Genomic DNA, 22,905 nt, shown 5'->3' with positions numbered 1-22,905 from the left:
TCCCGCCGAGCGCGATCACATGTTCGGGTAGTTGGGCCCGCCGCCGCCCTCGGGCGTCACCCATTCGATGTTCTGGGTCGGGTCCTTGATGTCGCAGGTCTTGCAGTGGACGCAGTTCTGCGAATTGATCTGGAGCTTGAGGGCCTCGCCACCTGCGCTTTCGTCGGCGACGAACTCGTAGACGCCCGCCGGGCAGTAGCGTGCCTCGGGCCCGGCATAGATCGGCAGGTTGACCTGCGTCGGGATCGCCGGGTCCTTGAGCTTGAGGTGACAGGGCTGCTCTTCCTCGTGGTTGGTGAACGAGAACGAGACACTGGTCAGACGGTCGAAGCTGATCACGCCGTCGGGCTTGGGATAGTCGATCGGCTTGTAGAGATCGGCGCGCTGCAGGCACGAAGCATCCGTGTGGTGCTTCATCGGCTTGGCGATGCCGAAGCCGAACAGCGTGCGCAGCCACATGTCGGTGCCCGCGAGCACCGTGCCCAGCTCACCGCCCCACTTGGCGACCAGAGGCTCGGCGTTCTGGACCAGCTTCAATTCGTCCGCGATCCAGCTCGAACGCACCGCATCGTCGTATTCCTGCAGCGTGTCCTGCCCGCGCTCGGCCTTGAGCGCAGCGGCGATGGCCTCTGCCGCCAGCATGCCCGACTTCATCGCGGTGTGGCTGCCCTTGATGCGCGGCACGTTGACGAAGCCTGCCGAACAGCCCGCCAGCACGCCGCCCGGGAAGGCCAGCTGCGGCACCGACTGCCAGCCGCCCTCGTTGATCGCGCGCGCACCGTAGGCGACGCGCTTGCCGCCCTCGAGGATCGCCTTGATCTCGGGGTGCTGCTTCCAGCGCTGGAATTCCTCGAAGGGGTAGATGTAGGGGTTCTTGTAGTCGAGCGCGGCGACGAAACCGAGCGAGACCTGCCCGTTGGCCTGATGGTAGAGGAAACCGCCGCCCCAGGCGTCGTTCTCCGACAAGGGCCAACCCTGCGTGTGGATCACGCGGCCCGGCACGTGCTTGTCGGGATCGATGTCCCACAGTTCCTTCATGCCCAGACCATAGATCTGGGGCTCGCAGTTGGCTTCAAGATCGTACTTCGCCTTGAGGCGCTTGGTCAGGTGCCCGCGCGCGCCTTCACAGAAGACGGTGTACTTGCCCAGCAGGTTCATGCCCGGCTGGAAGTCGCCCTTGGGTTCGCCATCGCGGCCAACGCCCATGTCGCCGGTCTGCACGCCGATGACCGCGCCGTTGTCGTCGTAGAGGATCTCGGCTGCGGGGAAGCCCGGGAAGATCTCGACCTCGAGCGCCTCGGCCTGCTCGCCCAGCCAGCGGCACAGGTTGCCCAGCGATCCGGTGTAGTTGCCGTGGTTCGACATGAACTTGGGCTGGATCGCGTGGGGGATCGAGAACTTCTTGCCCTTGGTGAGGTGCCAGTGCCAGTTGTCGGTCACCGGCGTCTCGGCCATCGGGCAGTCCATCTCGCGCCACTCGGGCAGCAGCTCGTCGATCGCCTTGGGATCGAAGGTCGCGCCCGAAAGAATGTGCGCCCCGATCTCGGAGCCTTTCTCGAGCACGCAGACCTGGATTTCCGGATCGAGCTGCTTGAGCCGGATCGCCGTCGACAGACCCGCCGGCCCGCCACCGACGATCACGACATCGTAAGGCATCTCTTCGCGTTCAATCATGGGACCCCTCAAAAGCCAGTCGAATTTTGCATTCGCGTATTTTGTTGCGCACTTGTCTACCCTTGTGCCTTGATTGGTCGGTGCCGACAGGTCAATACCTGCCTCGATGGATCAGGCCCCAAATCCGGAATTTCTGGCAGATATCACAGGTGCGCTCGACTGGTGGAGGGACGCCGGTGTCGATCTCGACCTGCTCGACGAGCCGGTGGAGTGGCTGGCCGAACCCGGTGACGACGGCGAAATGCGCCGCCGCGCAGCCGCGCGCAGGCGTGCGCCGGTCGAGGAGCAGGTCCCTGCTGCGCCGCCGGGCATCGACCCGGCGATACTTCCCGCAGACCTCGCCGAATTCACCCGCTGGTGGATGAGCGAGCCGCTGCTCGACGCGGGCCGCACCTCGGCGCGCGTACCGCCGCAGGGCAAGGCCGGGGCCGACGTCATGATCCTGGTCGAGACGCCCGAGAGCGAGGACCGCGAGACGCTGCTCTCGGGACCGCAGGGACGCCTGCTCGACGCCATCCTTGCAGCGCTCGAAACCCGCCGCGACGAGGTCTACATCGCCAGCGTCCTCCCGCGCGCCGTTCCCGCTCCCGACTGGACGCAGCTGCGCACCGAGGGCATGGGCAAGGTGCTGCTGCACCACGTCGGTCTGGTCGCCCCGAAACGCCTGTTTACCTTCGGTGAAAACGTTTTGCCGCTTTTGGGCCACGAATTGCCGCGTCGCACTGCAATTTCACAAAATTTCAACCATGAAGGACGCTCAATACCGTTGCTCGCCTCCTGGGGCCTTGCATCGCTGCTCAATCATCCGAGCGCGAAGCCGGTCCTGTGGAAGACGATGCTGGACTGGAGCGCGGCATGACCCGCGCCCTCCAGCCGCCAGGGGGCCGAACCGGTACGACGGAATTTTCGAGGACAGATAACTTGAAGCGACACTCTGGTTCACGACCGGCCAGCACTGCGAAGGGACTCCTGCGCGCAGGCAAGCGCGCGCTTGCAGGCACGGGGTTGGCCGGGCTCGCGCTCGCCGCGCTGCCGGGCACGGCGAGCGCGAACAGCGCCGCAGTCGACTACTTCCGCACCCGCGCCGACAGCACCGTGGTCCCCTCGCTGCTCAGCCACGACGACCGCGATTTCTACGCCGAATACTTCTCCGCGGTCGAGGACAAGGACTGGAGCAAGGTCCAGCGCATGCTCGCCCAGCGCCCCGAGGGCCCGATCCATCAGGAAGCGCGCGCGGAATACTACCTCGCCGCCGGCTCGCCGCGCATCGAGCTGCCCGACCTCGAGGCATGGCTGGCGCAAGGGACCGAGCTTCCCGGTGCCGACCAGATCACCCGCCTCGCGCAGCGCCGCGGTGCGCAGACCACGCCGAGCCTGCCCGGCGAGCAGCAGTTCGCCCGCCTCCCCTCGATGCCCAAGCGCGTGCGCCCGCGCTCGATCGAGGACGGCACGATGCCCGCCGCGATCTCGGCCGGGATCGTCGAGCACATCAAGAACGACGATCCGATGGGCGCGCGCACGCTGCTCGACGGGGTCGACGCCTCGCTTTCGTCGATGGCGCGCGCCGAATGGCGCCAGAAGGTGGCCTGGAGCTACTACATCGAGAACCAGGACGCCTCGGCCTACGAGATGGCCCAGCTCGCCGCCATGGGCAACGGCCCGTGGGTCGGCGAGGCCTGGTGGACCGCCGGGCTCGCCGCATGGCGGCTGGGCGACTGCGACGGCGCCTCCGCCGCCTTCGCGGATGCCGCGCGCTATTCCGAGAACGACGAACTGACCAGCGCGGCGCACTACTGGCACGCGCGCGCCCTCGTGCGCTGCCGCCAGCCCGAGAAGGCCGCCGGCGTGCTGCGCCTCGCGGCCAAGCGCGACGAGACGCTCTACGGCATGCTCGCCGCCGAACAGCTGGGCATGGAACTGCCCGCCCAGCACGCCCAGGCCGACTTCAGCCAGACCGACTGGCAGTCGCTGCGCACGATCCCAAACGTGCGCACCGCCGTCGCGCTCTCCGAGATCGGCGAGGACGGCCTTGCCGACGAAGTGCTGCGCCATCAGGCGCGCATCGGCGATGCCGGGCAATATGCCCCGCTCTCTCGCCTCGCGCGCGATCTCGGCCTGCCCGCGACCCAGCTGTGGATGAGCTACAACGCCCCGCGCGGCGGCAAGCCCGACCCGGCCTCGCGCTTCCCCACGCCCAAGTGGACCCCCACCGGCGGCTGGAAGGTCGACCCCGCGCTCGTCTACGCCCACGCGCTGCAGGAATCGATCTTCCAGGCAAGCATCGTCAGCCCCGCGGGCGCACGCGGCCTGATGCAGATCATGCCCGCCGCCGCGCGCGACCATGCCGCCTCGCTGGGCGTCTCGGGTTCGGCAAAGGACCTCAACCGCCCCGAGATCAACCTCGCCTTCGGACAGGCCCACCTGCTCGCGCTCGACCACAATTCGGGCACGCAGGGGCTGCTGCCCAAGGTCATGGCCGCCTACAACGCCGGGCCGGTCCCGATCACCCGCTGGAACACCGAGGTGAAGGACGGCGGCGATCCGCTGCTGTGGATGGAATCGCTGCCCTACTGGGAGACGCGCGGCTACGTGAATATCGTCATGCGCAATTACTGGATGTACGAGCGCCAGGCCGGCGGCCCTTCGGAAAGCCGCATCGCGCTCGCACAGGACATGTGGCCGACCTTCCCCGGTCTCTCGGGCTCGAAGGCGGTGCGCATGGCCCCCAACGGAGCGATACTGCGTGGCGATTGACACAGAGCGTACCTTCAAGCCGATCAACATTGCCCTGCTCACCGTCTCGGACACGCGCGGCCCCGAGAACGACACCTCGGGCGACATCCTCGCCGAGCGGATTGCCGGCGCCGGGCACAAGCTCGTCGCCCGCGCGATCGAGAAGGACGACGTGACGCGCATCGCCGCGCGGCTCAACAACTGGATCGACGATGCCGGCATCGACGCGGTCGTCTCGACCGGCGGCACCGGCCTCACCGGCCGCGACGTCACCCCCGAGGCGCTCGAACGCGTCAAGGAGCGCGACATCCCCGGCTTCGGCGAGCTGTTCCGCTGGCTGAGCTACCAGACCATCGGCACCTCGACCGTGCAGAGCCGCGCCCACGCGGTGCTCAGCCGCGGCACCTACATCTTCGCCCTGCCCGGCTCGAACGGCGCGGTAAAGGACGGCTGGGACGGCATCCTCGCCGAACAGCTCGACAGCCGCAACCGCCCCTGCAACTTCGTCGAACTGATGCCCCGCCTGCGCGAGAAGTGAGTGCGGAGAGGAGGCTGCGGGGCGAGGCTGTTCTATCCGGCTGGATCAGCGCGGGTTGAATGCGAGCGCTGGTTTGAGCCCTTTGTCGCCGTGATCAAAAGCTTCTGAAGATCCTGAAAGCTGTCGCGTCCTTATCGTTCGACTCTTGAAAGCATTTCTCAGGCTAGGTATCGCAGGAGTGTGGGGGCGAGCGTCGGATGCATCTACTTTATTGTGATGAGAGTAATCTCGAACATCGCGCTGGCGACTTCCTAATATACGCTGGCATATCGATCCCCGGGAATGCTGCTGGCGCGCTTAGCCAGCGCATCGACGAACTGCGCTTGGCATTTGGTTTGGCACCAAATGTGCGACTTAAATTCAATCCTCGCCCTGATGGGTTAACACATCACCAATTTTTGGAACTCAAGCAATCGATTATTCGAACCGCAGCTGAGTATGGGTGCAAATTGTTCGCTTATGCTGTCTTACACGACTTAGCCGGCGATCCCGACAATGCACGACGGTACGGCATCAACACGGTTTGTTATCACTTTCATTGCGCGCTTAACCGCATGAACGAAAAAGGCATTGTCCTTATTGATCGATTTACTGATGCAAACAACGAGATTGAAGGGCACTTAAAGGAGAAGATGGCTGTCGGCGTGCAACTCCATCACAGAAACACACCGACCCGTCTCTCTAATATCGTTGGCTTCCATTACAGTGCCATAGGACAGTCGCATTTTACGTCTCTTATCGACATTATCGTCAGCTCACTTCGATACGCAATTAACGTTCAAACTCGAAATGAAGATAATCGCCGCGGCGCCTTAAACATACTTGAGGCTCTATCACCCCTATTTTTCCGGTATAATGGCCACGTCCAAGTGCCGGATATCGGCTTTTGCTTCTCGCCCATGAATGTGCGCTCTGATCGCTACCACGGCCTTTACATTGCCCTACAGGGTTTCTTACGCGAAGGCAGCATCGATAGCGGCCAGACAATTACCAGCAACGGATAGTGAGCTCAAAATAGCCATCGGGCGAGTAGAAATGGCCGAGCATAGTTTGCAAGCAATGCACTGTGAACGACGACTCTCTCATGCCTTTGCTCCGAACCAGACCTTCCGCAACCGGCCCCTGCCCGTCATTCCGCCAAGCCTGCCAGACAACGCCATAACGCCCTCGCAACGCCCCCCGCCCCGCTACCCCACAAACACCGGCAGCCTTGCGAGGTCGGCTTCGGGCAGGTCGATCCGGAACGTGCCCGCGAGCGTTTCGCGCAGGTCCTGTGCGCCCTCGATCTCGCGGCGCTCGGTGCGTCCCTCGCGGTAGAGCGTCAGGCGCGTGTCGGTCAGGGCGGCGAAGCCGGTGTCGAGGACGATGCTGGCGACCTGCGTGGTGAGGAAGCGCGTGCCCGCGCGGGTCGAGGTCCAGTGGTTGACCTGCTCGAGATCGTCCGCGCAGACCTGCGCGAGGTCGAAGCCATATTGCGCCACCCAGCCCGTGGCGTCGCCTGCGCGCCCGTCGGTGGCCTCGGGCGGGCCAGCGCGTTCGAGCAGCCATTCGCCGATGAGCGAGCCGGGCGCGCCGATGTGGCGCAGGCGGTGGCGCGCGCCGTCAGGGGTCAGGGCGGAGGCACCGTCGCGCAAGCAGAGCGGCGGGGTCAAGGCTCCGCCAAACCCGGCATCGACGATCCACGCCTCGCCCGCAATCTCGACCAGCAGCAGCACGTGGCTGCGCGGGACCGGCGCCTCCCAGGCCTGCCCCAGCCGCACGCGGGCCAGCAGCGGGCGCACCGCGAAGCCGAGCACGTGAAGCGCATCGGCGAAGAGCCGGTTCTGCTCGAAGCAGTACCCACCCCGCCCTCGCCGCACGAGCTTGTCGAAGACCGCCTCGCCATCGATGCGGATCGCCCGGCCAAGCAGCACGTCGAGGTTCTCGAAGCCGATGCTGCGGCGATGCGCGGATTGCAGCGCGGCAAGCCCCTGCGCGCTGGCGGGCGGAGCGGCGGCGAGGCCGATGCGGGCAAGGTAGGCGGAAAGGTCCATGGAGCGCTCCTAGGCCTGCGCGAGCCCTGTACGCAAGCCTGTGCAAAACCTGCGCAGAACCTGTCGCAAACCTTGTGGAAAGGCCGTGCAGAGCCTTGTTGAAACGCTGTGTGCAAGCCTGTGGAGAACGGGTGGAGATACTGTCGAGAAGCTGGCTATCGCCTGTTGAGAATAGCCCTTTCTCCCTGCGTACGGTCATCGCTCCCCAGACTGTATTCGCGCCCGTTTTCGCACCTGCATTCGTGATTGCCGCCCCGCGCCGTGCGGGTTAGCCTCGTGCCGTTCGCGCGCTGCATCCCGCAGGCGCGCAGTCCGGTTCCGGAGCCACGATGAAGCCACTGCACGCGCTCGCCAGCGCCATCGGCATCGAACGCGAATGGCGCGATGCCGACGGGGTCGAGCGCGTCGTCACAGATGCCTCGCTCGAGCGCATCGCGGCAGCGCTCGGCTATCCTGCGCACGAGCCTGCCGCGATCGAGCAGAGCCTCGAGCGGATCGAGGCCGAGGCCGAGGCGGTGCCCGCCATGCTCGTCACCGAAGTGGGCGCGGCGACCCCGCTGCCCGCGAGCCTGTGGCCCGCGCACGTCACGCTCGAGGACGGCACGCGCGTGCCCGGCTCGGGCTGGTCGCTCCCGCCGGTGCAGGTGCCGGGCTATCACCGGCTGGAGATCGCAGGCCACACGCTCACCCTCGCCGTCGCCCCGCGCCGATGCCCCACGCCCGACGACATCCTCCCGCCAGAGCGCCGGGGCGAGCGGCTCTGGGGCCCGGCGGTGCAGATCCCCGCGCTGCGCGGCGCAAGCCCCGCCTGCAACGACGCATACGGCACCTTTGAAGAGCTGGCACAGGCGGTGGACCTCTTCGCTAAGAGCGGCGCCGATATGCTCGCGATCAACCCCGTCCACGCGCTCTTCGCGGGCGAGGGGCGCGACTACAGCCCCTATTCGCCGTCGAGCCGCCTGTTTCTCAACACCGCATTCGCCGCGCCCGAACTCGTCGGCCTGCCCGAGCTCGACCTGCCGCCCCTCGCTTCCGGCGCGCTGATCGACTGGGAGAGCGCCCTGCCCCGCCGTCTCGCGGCGCTGCGCGCGCTCTACGAAGGGCTCGACGCTGCGACCCAAGAGCGCGTGGCGCGCGATATCGCCGCACTCGATGAGGACGCGCGCGAGGCGCTCGAACGCCAGGCGCTGTTCGATGCGCTCGACCTGCACCTGCACGCCAAGGGCAAGACAGGTGGCAAGCGCGGCTGGCGGCACTGGCCCGAAAAGTACCACGATCCCGAGGGCAAGGCCGCCCGCCGCTTCGCGCGCGAGCATCCGCGCGAGATCGGCTTTGCCATGTTCGTCCAGTGGCTCGCGCGCGAAAGCCTGCGCGCGGTGCAGCAGTGCGCGCATGCGGCAGGCATGGCGGTCGGGCTGGTCGGCGATCTCGCGGTGGGCGTGCATCCGGGCGGCAGCGATGCCTGGTCGATGCCCGGTGCGATGCTCGAGGGCCTGACCATCGGCGCCCCGCCCGATCCGCTCGGGCCGCAGGGGCAGAACTGGATGCTCTCGACCTTCTCGCCGCGCGGGCTTGCAGCCAAGGGCTATGCGCCCTGGATCGCGACCCTGCGCTCGGCGCTGGAGACCTGCGGCGCGCTGCGTATCGACCACGCCTTCGGCATGGCGCGGCTATGGGTGATCCCCGAGGGCGCACCCTCCAGCGAGGGCGCCTATCTCACCTACCCCTTCGCCGAGATGCTGCGCCTCGCGGTGCTCGAGGCCCACCGCGCGGGCGCGCTGCTCATCGCCGAGAACCTGGGCACCGCGCCGCCCGACTTCCTGCCCGCGCTCGAACAGCGCGCGCTGCTCGACATGCGCGTGCTGTGGTTCGAGCGGGCCGAGGACGAAGGCTTCATCGGCGCGGCGGACTATCCGGCAGCCTCGGTCGCGATGACCGGCACGCACGATACCCCGACGCTGGCGGGCTGGTGGAGCGGGCGCGATCTCGACTGGGCACAGGACCTCGCGCGCCTCCCCCAGGGCACAACGCGCAAGGAGGCGGACCTTCGCCGCAATTGGGATCGCGGGCTGCTCTGGGCCTGCCTCACGCACGACCGCAGCACGCGCCCCGATCCCGAAGAGACCGCCCCCGTGCTCGAAGCCGCGCTGGACCATGTCGGGAAGACGCCCTCGCGCCTCGCGATCGTGCCACTCGAGGACTTGCTCGGCGAGCGCGAGCAGCCCAACCTTCCCGGCACCACCGACGAGCACCCCAACTGGCGCAGACGGCTCGACGCGCCGCTCGCGGCATTGCTGGACGAGCCCACGACGCAGGCGCGCATCGCGGCGCTGGACAAGGCCCGCAAGAACTAGGGGAAGCGCCGGAACCGGGCGCCCCCGGTTCGGTCAGGTGATCACGTCGGGAGCGGTGCGTCCGGTGTTCCTGGTAATGCCCGCGATGGCCTCTGCCGCCGCGATCTGGTCGGCCAGCATCGCACCGGTCTCGGCATCGAGATCGCCATCGGTGCCGACGTAGTTTTCCAGATAGACGCGCAAGGTCGCCCCCTGGGTGCCGGTGCCCGAGAGGCGGAACACGACGCGGCTGCCGCCTTCGAACAGGATGCGGATGCCCTGGTTCTCGCTGACCGAGCCATCGACCGGATCGGTGTAGGAGAAGCTGTCGGCAACCGCGACGGTGAGCGCGCCGAAGCTTTGCCCCGGCAGCGTTGCGAGCGCGGCCTTGAGCCCGTCCATCAGCGCGTCGGCGCCCGCGTTCTCGATGCCCTCGTAGTCGTGGCGCGCGTAGTAGTTGCGACCGAAGCGCGCCCAGTGCATGCGCGCCAGCTCGTCGACCGAGATGCCGCGCACGGCAAGAATGTTGAGCCACAGCAGGACCGCCCAAAGGCCGTCCTTCTCACGCACGTGGTCCGAGCCCGTGCCCGCGCTCTCCTCGCCGCAGATCGTGACCTTGCCCGCATCGAGCAGGTTGCCGAAGAACTTCCAGCCGGTTGGGGTCTCGAAGCAGCCGACGCCCAGCGCCTCGGCGACGCGGTCGGCCGCCGCACTGGTCGGCATCGAGCGCGCGATCCCGGCGAGGCGTCCCTTGTAGGCGGGCGCGCATTCGATGTTGGCGGCAAGCATCGCCAGCGAGTCCGAGGGCGTGATGAAACGCCCGCGCCCGATGATGAGGTTACGGTCGCCGTCGCCGTCCGAGGCCGCGCCGATGTCGGGCGCATCCGAGCCCATCATCAGCTCGTAGAGTTCGCGCGCGTGGATCAGGTTGGGATCGGGATGGTGGCCGCCGAAATCCTCGAGCGGGGTGCCGTTGACGACGGTGCCCGCGGGAAAGCCCAGCCGGCCCTCAAGGATCTCGCGGGCATAGGGCCCGGTCACCGCGCTCATCGCATCGAAACGCATGGTCAAGCCCGAGGCGACCGCCTTGCGGATCGCATCGAAGTCGAACAGCGTCTCCATGAGATCGGCATAGTCGGCAACCGAATCGATCACCTCGACGCTCATCCCTGCGACGCTGACGGTGCCGATGGCATCGAGATCGATGTCGGGCGCATCGACGCTCAGCCAGCGATCGATCGTCAGCGTGCGCTCGTAAATCGCGCCAGTCACGCCCTCGGGCGCGGGGCCGCCATTGGCGATGTTGTACTTGATGCCGAAGTCCTCGTCCGGCCCGCCGGGGTTGTGGCTGGCGGAGAGAACCAGCCCGCCGCTCGCGCCGTACTTGCGGATCACGTTGCTCGCCGCCGGGGTCGAGAGGATGCCGCCCTGCCCGACCAGAACGCGCGCATAGCCGTTGGCCGCGGCCATGCGGATCGCCTGCTGGATCACCGTGCGGTTGTGGAAGCGGCCATCGCCGCCGATCACCAGAGTGGCGCCCTCGTCGCGCTCGACCACGTCGAACACCGACTGGATGAAGTTCTCGGCGAAGTTCGGCTGCTGGAAGACCTTGACCTTCTTGCGCAGACCGGAGGTGCCGGGCTTCTGGCCCGCGATGGGCTGGGTCGCGACGGTGATGATATCGGGCAAGTGAGGCCTCCGGCTTGGGGGGAGTTCGGGACAGAGAATTCGAAACGTGGCGCAACAACGACGAAGCAGCCTTCGCGTTGCATGATCTTGTTGCAATGCCACATGTAATTTCGAAGACTTTGCGTCCCCGTCAAGCACGACTTGTCCCAATTTGCGCAAGAGGCGCCGCCTCGAACACGCAAATTGCATCTCGCAGGCCGATGCGTACCATTTCCGGACTATCCGCGTATTTTCTATGAGCCGCACTGGATAGTGTCATGGCGCCTTGCCGTGCTGCGAAGCAGGGCCGGCCCGGCGCGAACTCACCCCAAGTGAGCGGCGTAGCTGATCGCCTCGGCTCCCAGCATGGCGATGATGACCAGGCTGCTGCCGAAGGCGGCATAGGCCATGTTGTCGCGCATGACAGCCAGAAGCGCCCTGCTGCGCGAGCGCGAGCTACCAGCGAACTTCGCCAGGGCCTGTTGCAGGCGCGGCCTGCGGCTTTCTCGTTCGGGCGGGCAGCGCAGCGAGAAGCCTGCGAGCGGATCATGGCCTACGACACAGGGCAGGCTGCCTGCGAACGGTGCGCCGGACAGGGTCGGAACCTGTGCGAAGACCGAGACTGCCGCCTCAGGATCAATGCAGTGGAACTGGCAAGCGAAGTGCACGGACCGAACCCGGCGGGTGCCTTCGTCAGCGGTGTTCCAAATCGTAGCGACCTCGCGCATGTCCGGCTCTTGACGCGCGCTGGAAACGCGGGTGTCAACGCTCGTACGCGTGGCCTTGCCCGCATCAATCCCCGTTGGCGCAATGTCGGCTTCCCGGCCTGCGATGCCCTTGACCGGCCCGGGCATGCTTGCTGGTGCGGACGCGTTGTCCTCCCCTTCCTGGAACTCGCGGTAGGCGCGTGCCAGTTCCGCACGAGAGGGCGAGCCGGCGCGAGTGCGCACCGCTTCGATCCGCTGATTGACCGCACTGACCGAGATGCCCAGCTCGAAGGCGATCTGCTTGCTGGTGAAATGCGCGGACACATAGCCCATTACTTCGTGCTGCTTGCGCGTCAGCCTCTGGAACACGCCCTCAAGTTGCAAGTCTTCGCTCAGTGCCACGACCCTGATCGTCAGCCCCCGTCCATCATGCTCGTCGAGCCCTGCCGCCGGATTGACCGTGCGCGCAAAGTCCGTCGGAATGGCGGACCCCCTCCGCGCATTTCCATCGCGGAACAAGTGATAACAAGCAGGCTCGTAAGTCAACAGGACTGCCTGGCAACCCATCGCAAATGCTACAAGTGCGGGAAGAATCCGCGCCAGCAAACGTTTGCAGCGTGATCTGGATCACGCTCGCCCTTCAAGGCATCGCCCGAGCGTCGGGGCAAAGCTTGCGCCCTCGCCCATACATTGACCCGAGCGGCAGGCCCCGCGCCGTCATGCTGCGGGGCCCGCGCGCCTATTCCTCGCCCATCCTGAGCGCGGCGATGAAGGCTTCCTGCGGGATCGAGACGTTGCCGTACTCGCGCATGCGGGCCTTGCCCTTCTTCTGCTTTTCCAGAAGCTTCTTCTTGCGGGAGATGTCGCCGCCGTAGCACTTTGCGGTCACGTCCTTGCGCATCGCGGCGATGGTCTCGCGCGCAATCACCTTGCCGCCGATCGCGGCCTGGACCGGGATCTTGAAGAGGTGGCGGGGGATGAGCTCCTTCAGACGCTCGCACATGCCGCGCCCGCGCTCCTCGGCGACCGAGCGGTGGACGATGAGCGAAAGCGCATCGACGGGCTCGGCATTGACGAGGATGTTCATCTTGACGAGGTCGCCCTCGCGCAGGCCGATCTGCTCGTAGTCGAAGCTCGCGTAGCCGCGGCTGATCGACTTGAGGCGGTCGTAGAAGTCGAACACCACTTCGTTGAGCGGCAGCTCGTAGGAGACCTGCGCGCGCCCGCCGACATAAGTCAGGTCGGTCTGGATGCCGCGGCGGTCCTGGCACAGCTTGAGGATCGCGCCGAGGTATTCGTCGGGGGTGTAGATCGTCGCCTTGATCCACGGCTCCTCGATCATCTCGATCCGGTTGGGATCGGGATAGTCGGCCGGGTTGTGCAGCTCGATGGTCTTGGCATCCTCGTTCTTCGAGTGCGAGAGCTGGATGCGATAGACCACCGAGGGCGCGGTGGTGATGAGGTCGAGATCGTATTCGCGGCTGAGGCGCTCCTGAATGATCTCGAGGTGCAGCAGGCCCAGAAAGCCGCAGCGGAAACCGAAGCCGAGCGCGGCGCTGGTTTCCATCTCGTAGGAGAACGAGGCGTCGTTCAGGCGCAGCTTGCCGATCGAATCGCGCAGCTTCTCGAAGTCGGCGGCATCGACCGGGAACAGGCCGCAGAAGACGACCGGCTGGACTTCCTTGTAGCCGGCGAGCGGCGTGGTCGAGCCGTTCTTCACGGTGGTGATGGTGTCACCGACCTTGGCCTGCTCGACTTCCTTGATCTGCGCGGTGATGAAGCCGATCTCGCCCGGGCCGAGTTCGGGCAGGTCGACGCGCTTGGGCGTCATGCAGCCCACGCGGTCGATCAGGTGCTCGGTCCCGCCCTGCATGAACTTGACGTTGAGGCCCTTCTTGATGACCCCGTCCATCACGCGCACGAGGATGACGACGCCCAGGTACGGGTCGTACCAGGAATCGACCAGCATCGCCTTCAAGGGCGCATCGCGCTCGCCGGTCGGCGCCGGAATCTTGGTGACGATGGCTTCCAGCGTCTCCTCGATGCCGATGCCTGACTTGGCGCTGGCGAGCACGGCTTCGGAGGCATCGATGCCGATGATGTCCTCGATCTCGGCCTTGACCTTCTCGGGCTCGGCGGCGGGCAGGTCGATCTTGTTGATGACGGGCACGATCTCATGGTCGTGCTCGATCGACTGGTAGACGTTGGCGAGCGTCTGCGCCTCGACGCCCTGCGCGGCATCGACCACCAGCAGCGCACCCTCGCATGCCGCGAGACTGCGACTCACCTCGTAGGCGAAGTCGACGTGGCCCGGCGTGTCCATGAGGTTGAGCTCATAGGTCTTGCCGTCCTTGGCGGTGTAGGCAAGGCGCACGGTCTGCGCCTTGATGGTGATCCCGCGTTCCTTCTCGATATCCATGTTATCGAGGACCTGCGCGGACATCTCGCGCTCGGTGAGGCCCCCGGTGTACTGGATCAGGCGGTCGGCCAGCGTCGACTTGCCATGGTCGATGTGGGCAATGATCGAGAAATTTCGGATCAGGGAAAGGTCTGTCATGGAACCGCCGTTAGCAGCGGTTTCATCGCCTGTCAGCCTGCCTTGCGCAGCTGTGAGACGGGATTTGTCTCGCTCGGCGCCTTGGGCGGGGTAAAGACCACCGATCCGTTGCCATCCAGTTCGAGCGGACGGGCGAATTCGACCCCCATCCGGTCCTCGTGGCTCCAGCGCGAAACCGCCTGCATCACGTATCCGCGCGCGAGATGGATGTCGAAGGGCGTCTCGACCGGCACGTTCCACAGCCCCTCGATCATCGCCCCGGACTGCGAGATGTTGCGGATCGTGCCGTGATAGACCTGCTCGCCGTGCTCGAGCACGACCTTGCGCAGCATCGTCTGGCGCGGCGCACGTGCCGAACGCGGCCCTTGCGCAACGGCATCGAGCCCCTCCTCGATACGCGCGTTGGCCACTTCGAGGCTGAGCGGACGCTCGTAGATGTACCCCTGGACGTGGCTGCAGCCGAGCATGCGCACGAGGTCGAGCTCGTCGAGCGTCTCCACGCCTTCCGCGGTCGTCTCCATGCCCAGCGCCTCGGCGAGGCTGACGATCGAAGAGATGATGGCGCCGTTGCGGCTGCCCTTGATGGTCGCGCCGCGCACGAAGCTCTGGTCGATCTTGATCTTGTCGAACGGCGCCTTCTTCAGATAGCCGAGCGAGGAATAGCCGGTACCGAAGTCGTCGAGAGCGAGGCGCACGCCGATCCCCTTGAGCGATGCGAACATCGCCTCGGTCGACTTGTCATCGCCCAGGAACACGCTTTCGGTGATTTCCAGCTCCAGCCGCGCAGGGTCGATCCCGGCAGAGGCGATGGCGCTGGTGACGATCGCGGGCAGCGCCGGGTTGGCGAACTGCAGCGGCGAGACGTTAACCGCGACGCGCACTTCCTCGGGCCATCTGGCAAGGTCGCGGCAGGCGGTACGCAGTGCCCATTCGCCGATCTGCGAGACGAGGCCGGTCTCCTCGGCCACCGGGATGAAACGCGCGGGCGACATGTAACCATGACGCGGGTGCTTCCAGCGCAGCAGTGCCTCGAAACCGGCGATACGCTCGGTCGTGGTGCGCACCTGCGGCTGGTAGTACAGTTCCAGCGCGTTCTCGGCGATCGCATCGCGCAGGTCCTGCTCGAGCTGCTGGCGCTCCTTGGCGTCCGAATGCAGATCGTCATCGTAGAAGTGATGGCGCCCGCGCCCCCCGCCCTTCGCCGCATAGAGCGCGAGGTCGGCGTTGCGGATGATCTCCTCGGACGTGGTCCCGTTCTCGGGACAGACCGAAATGCCGACCGAGGCGCCGATGATCACGCGCGAACCCTCGATCGAGTAGGGCTGCGAGAGGTTCTCGATGATCCGGCGCGCGAGGTTGGCCAGCCCTTCCGGGAGATGATGACCGGGCAGGATGACCTGGAATTCGTCGCCGCCCAGACGCCCGACCTTACCGTGGCGCCCGACGGTGGTGCGCAGCCGGTCCGCGACCTGGCGCAGCAGCGCATCGCCCGCCGGGTGGCCCATCGTATCGTTGACCTGCTTGAAGCGGTCGAGATCGAGCAGGAACACCGCGCAGGCACGGCTCTCGATGCGCGGGGCATTGAGGATCTTGTCGAGCCACTCGGCCATCTGGAACCGGTTGGCCAGCTTGGTCAGGCTGTCGAAGCGCGCCAGCTGGGTGACGTGCTGCTGTGACTTGCGGGTCTCGGTCAGGTCGGTACCCGAACCGCGAAAGCCCATGAAATTGTTGAACTGATCGAGCACCGGACGCCCCGAGATCGCCCACCAGCGCTCCTCGCCCTCGCCGGTCGCGGCGCGGACCGAGAGGTCGCGGAAGGACGAGCGGGTCGAGATGTGGAAGACCAGCGTGCGCTCGTTCTCGCCCTCGTGTCCCTCGAGCTGGAACAGGTTATTGAACGGGCGGCCGACCAGATCCTCGACTGGCTGGCGCAGCAATTTGGCGATGCGCGGCGAGACATAGGTAAGCTGGCCGCGGCGGTCGGTCTCCCAGAACCAGCCCTGCCCGGTCTGCTCGTACTCGTTGAGCAGGTCCTCGGCGCGGCGCTGTTCGCGCAGTCGCTCCGACAGGCGCTCGGATTCGGTCATCGCGCGGCGCGCGTGGCGGATCGCGAAGTACAACCCCATCACCGTGCCCGCGCTCAGCAGGATCAGCGAGCCGAGCGAACCGGAGATGATCCAGGCCCCGCCCCACAGCCCCATCGTCGCGGCAATCATCGAAGTCAGGCGTCCCTCGAGCAGCGCCGAGGCCAGCAGGATGATGATGACGAAACCGCTCGCGGTAACCTGCCAGTCGAGCGCATCGACACGGTTGGTCCAGCGCACGCAGGCAACGCCGAGCAAGACCATGGGCAGAGCGATCGCGAAGAGCATCAGCGGATAGCGCTGCCAGCCGCTGGGCCCGAGCCCCTGCTCGAAGCGCGAAAGCCGCGGCGCCATGGCGCAGATCGCGAAACTGCCCGCGACCAGCCCCGCGGAAAGCAGGCTCGGCAGGGAAGCCGAAAGAATTGCCATGACCGCGAGTACGCAGGCCATGCAACCGGTCATCAGCCCCCAGCCAGCGGGGACGAAGAAGTGAAGGCGGTCGACGGGATCTTCATGATCGCTCGACGCGATGGCGAAGTCGCTTTGCGCAGGCCGGCCTTCTCCGACGCCGCGCAGGACACGCCCGTCCTCGGCGGTTTTCGCCTGCCGCCCGCCAGCGGCCTGTGCTGATTGCGCGCCCGGTGCGCGCACGCCCGGAGCAACGCCTTGCGAGTCCGAACGAAGTCCCTTCGATGCCATGTACCCGTAGATGCCCCGAAACCGATTGCGAAACGGTTAAACGTGTACGCTCAGGGCACATCGTGTCCGGTCATTGCGTACCACCCGTCGCACAGGAGCGCGAAATGTCTTGCCGGGCACGGCGCGGCGTGCTTGCTTGCGGGTAACAGGGCGCAAAAAGCGCCCGAAAAACCGGAGAGACCGCCATGCGCCACATCGCCATCGTGGGTTCGGGGCCGGCCGGCTATTATACCGCCGAGGCCGCCGTCAAGCAGTGGGGAGACCAGGTTCGCGTCGACATTCTCGATGCCCTGCCCGTTCCATTCGGACTGATACGTAGCGGGGTCGCGCCGGACCACCAGTCGATCAAGGACGTCTCGCACCGCTACGAGCTGACAGCGCTGGCCGACAACGTGCGCTTCATCGGCAATGTCATGCTCGGCCGCGACGTCTCGATCGCCGATCTCGAACAGCTCTACGACGCAGTGATCCTCGCCACCGGGGCGCCCGAGGATCGCGCACTCGACCTGCCCGGCGAAAGGCTGGGCAACGTCTTCGGCTCGGCTGCCTTCGTGGGCTGGTACAATGGACACCCCAAGTTTTCCGCGCTCGCACCCGGCTTTGCCAGCGACACCGCAGTGATCGTGGGCAATGGCAACGTCGCGCTCGACGTCGCACGCATGCTGGCGCGCTCGCCCGCCGAGCTGGTCGGCTCGGACATTGCCACCCATGCGCTCGCCCCGCTGAGCGCCTCGCACATCCGCCGGGTGGTCATCCTGGGCCGGCGCGGACCCTGCCAGATCGCGATGTCGCCGCGTGAACTGGGCGAACTGACCGAACTCTCGCGCGCGGTACCGCGCGTCGATGCCGCCGACCTGCCCGCAGCAGACGCGCAGGCCGGGCTCGACACGACGCATCGCAAGGCGCTCGCACAGCTTGGCAGCTTCGCAGCGGCTGCACGCGAATCCGGGCCCGACGACGTTTCGATCGAATTCCACTTCCACGCCGCACCGCGCGCCCTGCTCGGCACGGACGTGGTGGAAGGCGTCGAGGTTGAACGCATGGCGCTCGTCGATGGCGAGGCCGTGGGCACGGGCGAAACCTATCGTATCCGCGCGGGACTGGTCGTCTCGTGCATCGGCTATCGCACCAGCGCGATCGCCGGCGTGCCTTACGACGAGGCGGGAGGCCGCTTCGCCAACGAGGCCGGGCGCATCGGCGACGGGCTCTACTGCGTCGGCTGGGCAAGGCGCGGGCCGACCGGAACCATCGGCACCAACCGCCCCGACGGCTTCTCGGTGATCGAGAAGGTCGCCGCCGATATCGGCGCGGGTGCGGGCAAGGACGGGCGCGCAGGCTTCGATGCCCTCGCCCGGCAACGCGGGATCGACTACGTCACTTTCGCCGACTGGCAGAAGATCGACCAGGCCGAGATCGCCAATGCCCGCAGCGGCGCACCGCGCGAGAAGTTCACCGAAGTCGAGACCATGCTCGCCGCTGCCAGTCGGGACTGAGCGACGGCTCCGGCCAGCGCGCATCAGCCAACGAAAAAGGCCGGGGCATCCACCCCGGCCTTTTCAATTTCACGAACGCTGCGTTCAGATCACACGCGCATCGGCATCAGCACGTAGAGCGCGGGGCTCTTGTCGTCCTGGCGGATCAGCGTCGGAGCGCCTGCATCGGCGAGGTGCAGCTCGACCGAATCGCCCTCGATCTGGCCGAGGATGTCCTTGAGATAATTGGCGTTGAAGCCGATCTCGAAGCCATCGGCGGAGTAATCTGCGGGCACTTCCTCGGCGGCGGTGCCGTTGTCGGGCGAGGTGACCGAAAGCGTCACGCGGTCCTGGTCGAGCGCCATCTTGACCGCGCGGGTCTTCTCCGTGGCGATCGTCGCGACGCGGTCGACGCCCTCGAAGAACGAGCGCGGATCGAGCTTGAGCAGCTTGTCGTTACCGGTCGGGATGACGCGGGTGTAGTCGGGGAAAGTGCCGTCGATCAGCTTGCTGGTCAGCACCACGCCGTTCTCGCCGCCCAGCGTGAAGCGCACCTTGCTTGCCGAGAGGTCGACCAGCACGTTGGTGTCGAGCGCTTCCTCGAGCAGCTTGCGCAGTTCCGAAACGCATTTGCGCGGCACGATCACGTCGGGCATGCCCTCGGCGCCGTCGGGACGCTTGATGGTGAAGCGCGCGAGGCGGTGGCCGTCGGTTGCCGCAGCCTTGAGGTCTTCCTCCGAGACGTGGAAGAAGATGCCGTTCAGGTAATAGCGGGTTTCCTCGGTCGAGATCGCGAAGCGCGTGCGGTCGATCATCTGCGCCAGCGTCGCCGCCGGGATCTCGAAGCTGGTCGGCAACTCGCCCTCGGCGATCACCGGGAAGTCGTCGCGCGGGAGCGTAGGCAGCTGGAAGCGGCTGCGCCCGGCCTTGACGACCATGCGGTTGTCGGCGGCATCGAGGCTCACCTGGCTGCCGTCGGGCAGCTTGCGCGCGATGTCGAAGAGCAAGTGTGCGGAGACGGTGATCGCACCCGGCTGGTCAACCGAGACCGCGCTCAGGTTCTCGATCACCTGCAGGTCGAGGTCGGTCGCCATGATGCGCAGCGAACCGCTGCCCGAAGCTTCGATCAGCACGTTCGAGAGGATCGGAATCGTATTGCGGCGTTCGACGACGGACTGCACGTGGCTGAGGCAACGCAGCAGCGTGGAACGTTCGATAGTGGCCTTCATAACAGCCTCAGGTCCCCTTTGGTCGGCCCGGGGAGGTGATAATCCCCAAAACAAGGACAAATATCTCTAGCGCGCCCGTGCGACGCGGCAAGCGCGAACTAGGCCACAAAAGGTGAATCTGGGGATAATTCCGGGGGTTTTCGTGCTTTTTTCGTCAGCTGCTCGTCAGTGCTTTGCTCTTGCGCTGCACAACGAAAGGCCCATCTTCCCTTTCGAGCCCCCCGCGATCACGTTCCAGGCACGGGAGTCGAAGCCTTTGTCCAGCACCCTTCACATCGTCCGCAAGCAGGCAGACGGCACGCACGAAGACATTTCGCTCGAGGAATGGAAGCAGGCCGTAGCCGGTCACGAAGGCCTGCGCCTGTCGGATGGCGATGCCCGCCAGGTCAATCCGCTGACACACGAGATCATCACCATGCCCAACCGTGGCGGCGATGCCGAAGTCTGGCGCGAGGACTGCCAGGACTGGATCCGGGTGTTCTGGTGGTCGCCCGAGGGCTACGTCAGCTTCCCCGCGCCCGACGCGCGCGAGCAGGAGAAGGCGCTGAGCCTCGCGCGCAGCCTTGCACTCAGGCTGAACGCCAAGATCTACGACGACGCCGGCGCAGAGACCGACTGAGGCACGCGCTTCTCGAGGCAGATCGAGATCGCACGCCCGACATAGCGCCCCCATGGCGCGCATTCGCGGTAGCCGTGACGCTGGTAGAAGGTGATTGCGCGCGTATTCACTCGCCGGGTTGAGAGACGCAGCACGGTATAGCCGTCGTCCTCGAAGGCGCGTCGCTCGAGTTCGGCGAGAAGCACCGCGCCGCAGCCTGCCTCGGCATACATACGCTTGATCTCGGCCACTCCCGGCGCGAGCGGACGATAGGCGCCGCAGCCCGTCACCGTGCCCGTCTTCGTGCGCGCGAGCAGGAGCACCGCGCCCTCGCCCGCAAGATCGGTCGGGTCGAACGAGGACGTGCCGGAATCGCCCGTCAGGCGTTCCAGCACGTTCGAGAGGCGCGCCATTATGGCCGATGCCTCGGGGGCGAAGGGATCGCACGCGGCGACCCTCACCCCCTCCGCAGTCAGCTCTGTCCGGCTCAGATCATCACCATGCCGCCGTTGACGTGGATCGTCTGGCCGGTGACGTAGGCGGCTTCCTTCGAGGCGAGGTAGACCGCTGCCGAGGCGATTTCCTCGGCCTCGCCCATGCGTCCGGCGGGAATTCTCGCGTTGAGCGCGGCCTTCTGCTCGTCGGGCAGCACGTCGGTCATCGCGGTGCGGATGAAGCCGGGCGCGATGCAATTGACGGTGACGTTGCGCGTGGCGAGTTCCTGCGCGAGGCTCTTCGACATCGCGGTCACGCCGCCCTTGGCCGCGCAGTAGTTGACCTGGCCCGGGTTGCCGGTCGTACCGACCACCGAAGTGATGTTGATGATGCGGCCGAAGCGCGCCTTCATCATCGGCTTGGTAACGCTGCGCATCAGGCGGAAGGTCGATTCCAGGTTGATGCGGATGACGTCGTCCCAGTCCTCGTCCTTCATGCGCATGACGAGACCGTCGCGGGTGATGCCGGCATTGTTGACGAGGATGTCGATCTTGCCCAGCGCCTCGAGCGCTGCGGGCACCAGCTTCTCGACCTGCTCGGGGTCGGAGAGGTTGCAGGGGATCGCGACGTGGTCGACTTCCTGCAGGTGCTGCGGCGTGTGCTCGTCGAGCTCGTCGCGAAAGGCGCGCAGCTTGTCGGGGTTGGAGCCCGAGATCGCGAGGCGTGCTCCCTGCGCTGCGAGCGAGCGGCAGATCGCCGAACCGATGCCACCGCTGGCGCCGGTCACGAGGGCGGTCATTCCGTGAAGGTCGAACATCGTCATCGGTCTTTTCTCCAGACTTTTCCGTCGGCAGGCCGGACGAGGCATGTACCCCCTCCGCGTTCGGCTTGCGCATTGTCCTCGAGCCCGCTGGTGCGGTTCCGAGGCTGAGTTAGGTGTCTTCTCGAGGTGGCGCGCTCGCGCACCGCCTCCTCACAGCGACTTGGCGAGTTCCTCGATCTCGGCCATGGCCGAGGCCGAGGCGACCTCGACTTCGCCCGCCGAGCGCTTGATCATCGGCCCGACGACCTTGCCGCCCAGCTCGACGAAGTGGGTGACGCCTGCCTCGCCCATCGCGATCGCGCTCTCGCGCCAGCGCACGCGGCCGGTGACCTGCTCGACCAGCAGGCGCTGCACCTCGGCCGGATCGGTCACGACCGAGGCGGTGACGTTGGCGAAGAGCGCGACCGAAAGCGCGCCCGGAGGGGTCTTGGCCAGCGCCTCGGCCATGGCGTCGGCGGCGGGTTGCATCAGCGGGCAGTGGAACGGCGCCGAGACCGGCAGCGCGATGCCGCGCTTGATGCCGTGGTCCTTGACCATGGCGATGGCGCGCTCGATCGCCTCCTTGTGGCCCGAGAGCACGACCTGCCCGGGATCGTTGTCGTTGGCGACGGTGCAGACCTGCCCTTCCGCAGCGGCCTCGGCCAGCGCGGTTGCCTTCTCGATGTCAGCGCCCAGCAGCGCGGCCATGCCGCCCACGCCGACCGGCACCGCGGCCTGCATCGACTGGCCGCGCAGCTTGAGCAGACGCGCGGTGTCGGCAAGACTGAAGGCGCCCGCGGCGCACAGCGCGGTATATTCGCCGAGCGAGTGGCCCGCGACGAAATCGGCCTTGTCGGCGAGCGAAATGCCGCCCTCCTTCTCGAGCACGCGCAGCACCGCGATGGCATGGGCCATGATTGCCGGCTGGGCATTCTCGGTCAGGGTTAACTGGTCCTCGGGCCCTTCGGCCATGATCTTGAACAGGTTCTGGCCCAGCGCCTCGTCGACTTCCTCGAAGACTTCGCGCGCATGTGCGCTTGCGGCGGCGAGCTCGACGCCCATGCCGACCTTCTGGCTGCCCTGCCCGGGAAAAACGAATGCTCGCACGACCCAATATCCTTCCGACGCGTACGCGAACGGGCCCTTCTCGCGGCCCGCCTGCGGGAAAAAACAGGCGACGCGCTTATTGCGCCGACCGGCACAGGGCAAGCCCTAAGGCGCGACACGAGGCCGCGAAACGGCCCGATTGCCGCCACGTCCTAGCATATTAACCCTAGTTGTCCTGACAAAACCAGCCCTTAAGCGGACAAGTGTACGTCTGTGCGACCGACCGGCTCGCGCGC

Annotated in this window: 17 protein-coding genes; 7 read left to right on the top strand and 10 right to left on the bottom strand. The window is 66.4% G+C overall.

Annotation, left to right across the window (positions count from 1 at the left end):
• Nucleotides 1-15: 15 nt before the first annotated feature.
• Entirely contained in the window at nt 16-1,674 is a 1,659-nt protein-coding gene (locus I5E68_RS07640) for an electron transfer flavoprotein-ubiquinone oxidoreductase (protein WP_197162615.1), read from the bottom strand.
• 106 nt (nt 1,675-1,780) lie between these two features.
• On the opposite strand from I5E68_RS07640, the gene I5E68_RS07635 reads away from it, so the two are divergent.
• From I5E68_RS07635 to I5E68_RS07620, 4 genes are all read left to right on the top strand, one after another.
• On the top strand, nt 1,781-2,533 hold the full coding sequence (locus tag I5E68_RS07635; RefSeq protein WP_197162613.1) for a uracil-DNA glycosylase family protein: 753 nt from the start codon (nt 1,781-1,783) through the stop codon (nt 2,531-2,533).
• 146 nt (nt 2,534-2,679) lie between these two features.
• Nucleotides 2,680-4,428, top strand: coding sequence for a lytic transglycosylase domain-containing protein (locus I5E68_RS07630; protein WP_228727100.1), 1,749 nt, complete (start codon nt 2,680-2,682; stop codon nt 4,426-4,428).
• Nucleotides 4,418-4,945: a molybdenum cofactor biosynthesis protein B gene (moaB, locus tag I5E68_RS07625; RefSeq protein ID WP_197162608.1), complete on the top strand. Its 528-nt coding sequence runs from the start codon at nt 4,418-4,420 to the stop codon at nt 4,943-4,945. Before I5E68_RS07630 ends, moaB begins: the two co-directional genes overlap by 11 nt.
• Nucleotides 4,946-5,142: 197 nt before the next feature.
• Nucleotides 5,143-5,949, top strand: a complete 807-nt coding sequence (locus I5E68_RS07620) for a hypothetical protein (protein ID WP_197162606.1) — start codon at nt 5,143-5,145, stop codon at nt 5,947-5,949.
• 183 nt (nt 5,950-6,132) lie between these two features.
• Here I5E68_RS07620 and I5E68_RS07615 read toward each other — a convergent pair whose 3' ends face one another.
• On the bottom strand, nt 6,133-6,978 hold the full coding sequence (locus I5E68_RS07615; RefSeq protein WP_197162603.1) for an arylamine N-acetyltransferase family protein: 846 nt from the start codon (nt 6,976-6,978) through the stop codon (nt 6,133-6,135).
• Between the two features lie 329 nt (nt 6,979-7,307).
• Here I5E68_RS07615 and malQ point away from each other — a divergent pair, with 329 nt between their 5' ends.
• Complete coding sequence (gene malQ, locus I5E68_RS07610) at nt 7,308-9,332, top strand: 4-alpha-glucanotransferase (protein WP_197162601.1); 2,025 nt, start codon at nt 7,308-7,310, stop codon at nt 9,330-9,332.
• A gap of 33 nt (nt 9,333-9,365) precedes the next feature.
• Here malQ and I5E68_RS07605 read toward each other — a convergent pair whose 3' ends face one another.
• From I5E68_RS07605 to I5E68_RS07590, 4 genes are all read right to left on the bottom strand, one after another.
• Complete coding sequence (locus I5E68_RS07605; protein ID WP_197162598.1) at nt 9,366-11,000, bottom strand: alpha-D-glucose phosphate-specific phosphoglucomutase; 1,635 nt, start codon at nt 10,998-11,000, stop codon at nt 9,366-9,368.
• A 302-nt stretch (nt 11,001-11,302) separates the two neighbouring features.
• Nucleotides 11,303-12,232 carry a helix-turn-helix transcriptional regulator gene (locus I5E68_RS07600; protein ID WP_228726878.1) on the bottom strand — a complete coding sequence of 310 codons (930 nt, stop codon included), beginning with the start codon at nt 12,230-12,232 and terminating at the stop codon, nt 11,303-11,305.
• A gap of 193 nt (nt 12,233-12,425) precedes the next feature.
• A complete protein-coding gene (lepA, locus tag I5E68_RS07595; protein ID WP_197162596.1) occupies nt 12,426-14,243 on the bottom strand; it encodes a translation elongation factor 4 in 1,818 nt (605 codons plus the stop codon).
• A gap of 32 nt (nt 14,244-14,275) precedes the next feature.
• The gene (locus I5E68_RS07590; protein ID WP_228726877.1) at nt 14,276-17,026 is read right to left on the bottom strand and encodes an EAL domain-containing protein; all 2,751 of its coding nucleotides are present in this window, start codon (nt 17,024-17,026) and stop codon (nt 14,276-14,278) included.
• Between the two features lie 185 nt (nt 17,027-17,211).
• On the opposite strand from I5E68_RS07590, the gene I5E68_RS07585 reads away from it, so the two are divergent.
• Entirely contained in the window at nt 17,212-18,519 is a 1,308-nt protein-coding gene (locus I5E68_RS07585) for an FAD-dependent oxidoreductase (RefSeq protein WP_197162594.1), read from the top strand.
• 89 nt (nt 18,520-18,608) lie between these two features.
• On the opposite strand, the gene dnaN is transcribed toward I5E68_RS07585, so the two are convergent.
• Nucleotides 18,609-19,727, bottom strand: coding sequence for a DNA polymerase III subunit beta (gene dnaN, locus I5E68_RS07580; protein WP_197162592.1), 1,119 nt, complete (start codon nt 19,725-19,727; stop codon nt 18,609-18,611).
• 256 nt (nt 19,728-19,983) lie between these two features.
• On the opposite strand from dnaN, the gene I5E68_RS07575 reads away from it, so the two are divergent.
• Complete coding sequence (locus I5E68_RS07575) at nt 19,984-20,346, top strand: hypothetical protein (RefSeq protein ID WP_197162590.1); 363 nt, start codon at nt 19,984-19,986, stop codon at nt 20,344-20,346.
• Here the strand turns inward: I5E68_RS07575 and I5E68_RS07570 are convergent.
• From I5E68_RS07570 to fabD, 3 genes are all read right to left on the bottom strand, one after another.
• Entirely contained in the window at nt 20,316-20,738 is a 423-nt protein-coding gene (locus I5E68_RS07570; protein ID WP_197162588.1) for a GNAT family N-acetyltransferase, read from the bottom strand. The two genes, I5E68_RS07575 and I5E68_RS07570, sit on opposite strands and share 31 nt — an antisense overlap.
• A gap of 74 nt (nt 20,739-20,812) precedes the next feature.
• Entirely contained in the window at nt 20,813-21,577 is a 765-nt protein-coding gene (gene fabG / locus I5E68_RS07565; RefSeq protein WP_197164657.1) for a 3-oxoacyl-[acyl-carrier-protein] reductase, read from the bottom strand.
• Nucleotides 21,578-21,733: 156 nt separating this feature from the next.
• Nucleotides 21,734-22,669 carry an ACP S-malonyltransferase gene (gene fabD, locus I5E68_RS07560; protein ID WP_197162586.1) on the bottom strand — a complete coding sequence of 312 codons (936 nt, stop codon included), beginning with the start codon at nt 22,667-22,669 and terminating at the stop codon, nt 21,734-21,736.
• Between the last annotated feature and the right edge of the window lie 236 nt (nt 22,670-22,905).

It is taken from the genome of Novosphingobium aureum, assembly GCF_015865035.1.
Classification (GTDB): Bacteria; Pseudomonadota; Alphaproteobacteria; order Sphingomonadales; family Sphingomonadaceae; genus Novosphingobium; species Novosphingobium aureum.
The sequence above is the reverse complement of the archived record's forward strand: the minus strand, read 5'-3'. Positions and strand labels throughout refer to the sequence as shown.

Bases quoted from the DNA above. Each gene is read 5' to 3' on its own strand.
- I5E68_RS07640 (WP_197162615.1), bottom strand. From the start codon at position 1,674: ATGATTGAACGCGAAGAGATGCCTTACGATGTCGTGATCGTCGGTGGC.
- malQ (WP_197162601.1), top strand. From the start codon at position 7,308: ATGAAGCCACTGCACGCGCTCGCCAGCGCCATCGGCATCGAACGCGAA.
- I5E68_RS07590 (WP_228726877.1), bottom strand. From the start codon at position 17,026: ATGGCATCGAAGGGACTTCGTTCGGACTCGCAAGGCGTTGCTCCGGGC.
- I5E68_RS07585 (WP_197162594.1), top strand. From the start codon at position 17,212: ATGCGCCACATCGCCATCGTGGGTTCGGGGCCGGCCGGCTATTATACC.
- lepA (WP_197162596.1), bottom strand. From the start codon at position 14,243: ATGACAGACCTTTCCCTGATCCGAAATTTCTCGATCATTGCCCACATC.
- fabG (WP_197164657.1), bottom strand. From the start codon at position 21,577: ATGTTCGACCTTCACGGAATGACCGCCCTCGTGACCGGCGCCAGCGGT.
- I5E68_RS07615 (WP_197162603.1), bottom strand. From the start codon at position 6,978: ATGGACCTTTCCGCCTACCTTGCCCGCATCGGCCTCGCCGCCGCTCCG.
- I5E68_RS07620 (WP_197162606.1), top strand. From the start codon at position 5,143: ATGCATCTACTTTATTGTGATGAGAGTAATCTCGAACATCGCGCTGGC.
- I5E68_RS07635 (WP_197162613.1), top strand. From the start codon at position 1,781: ATGGATCAGGCCCCAAATCCGGAATTTCTGGCAGATATCACAGGTGCG.
- dnaN (WP_197162592.1), bottom strand. From the start codon at position 19,727: ATGAAGGCCACTATCGAACGTTCCACGCTGCTGCGTTGCCTCAGCCAC.
- I5E68_RS07570 (WP_197162588.1), bottom strand. From the start codon at position 20,738: ATGGCGCGCCTCTCGAACGTGCTGGAACGCCTGACGGGCGATTCCGGC.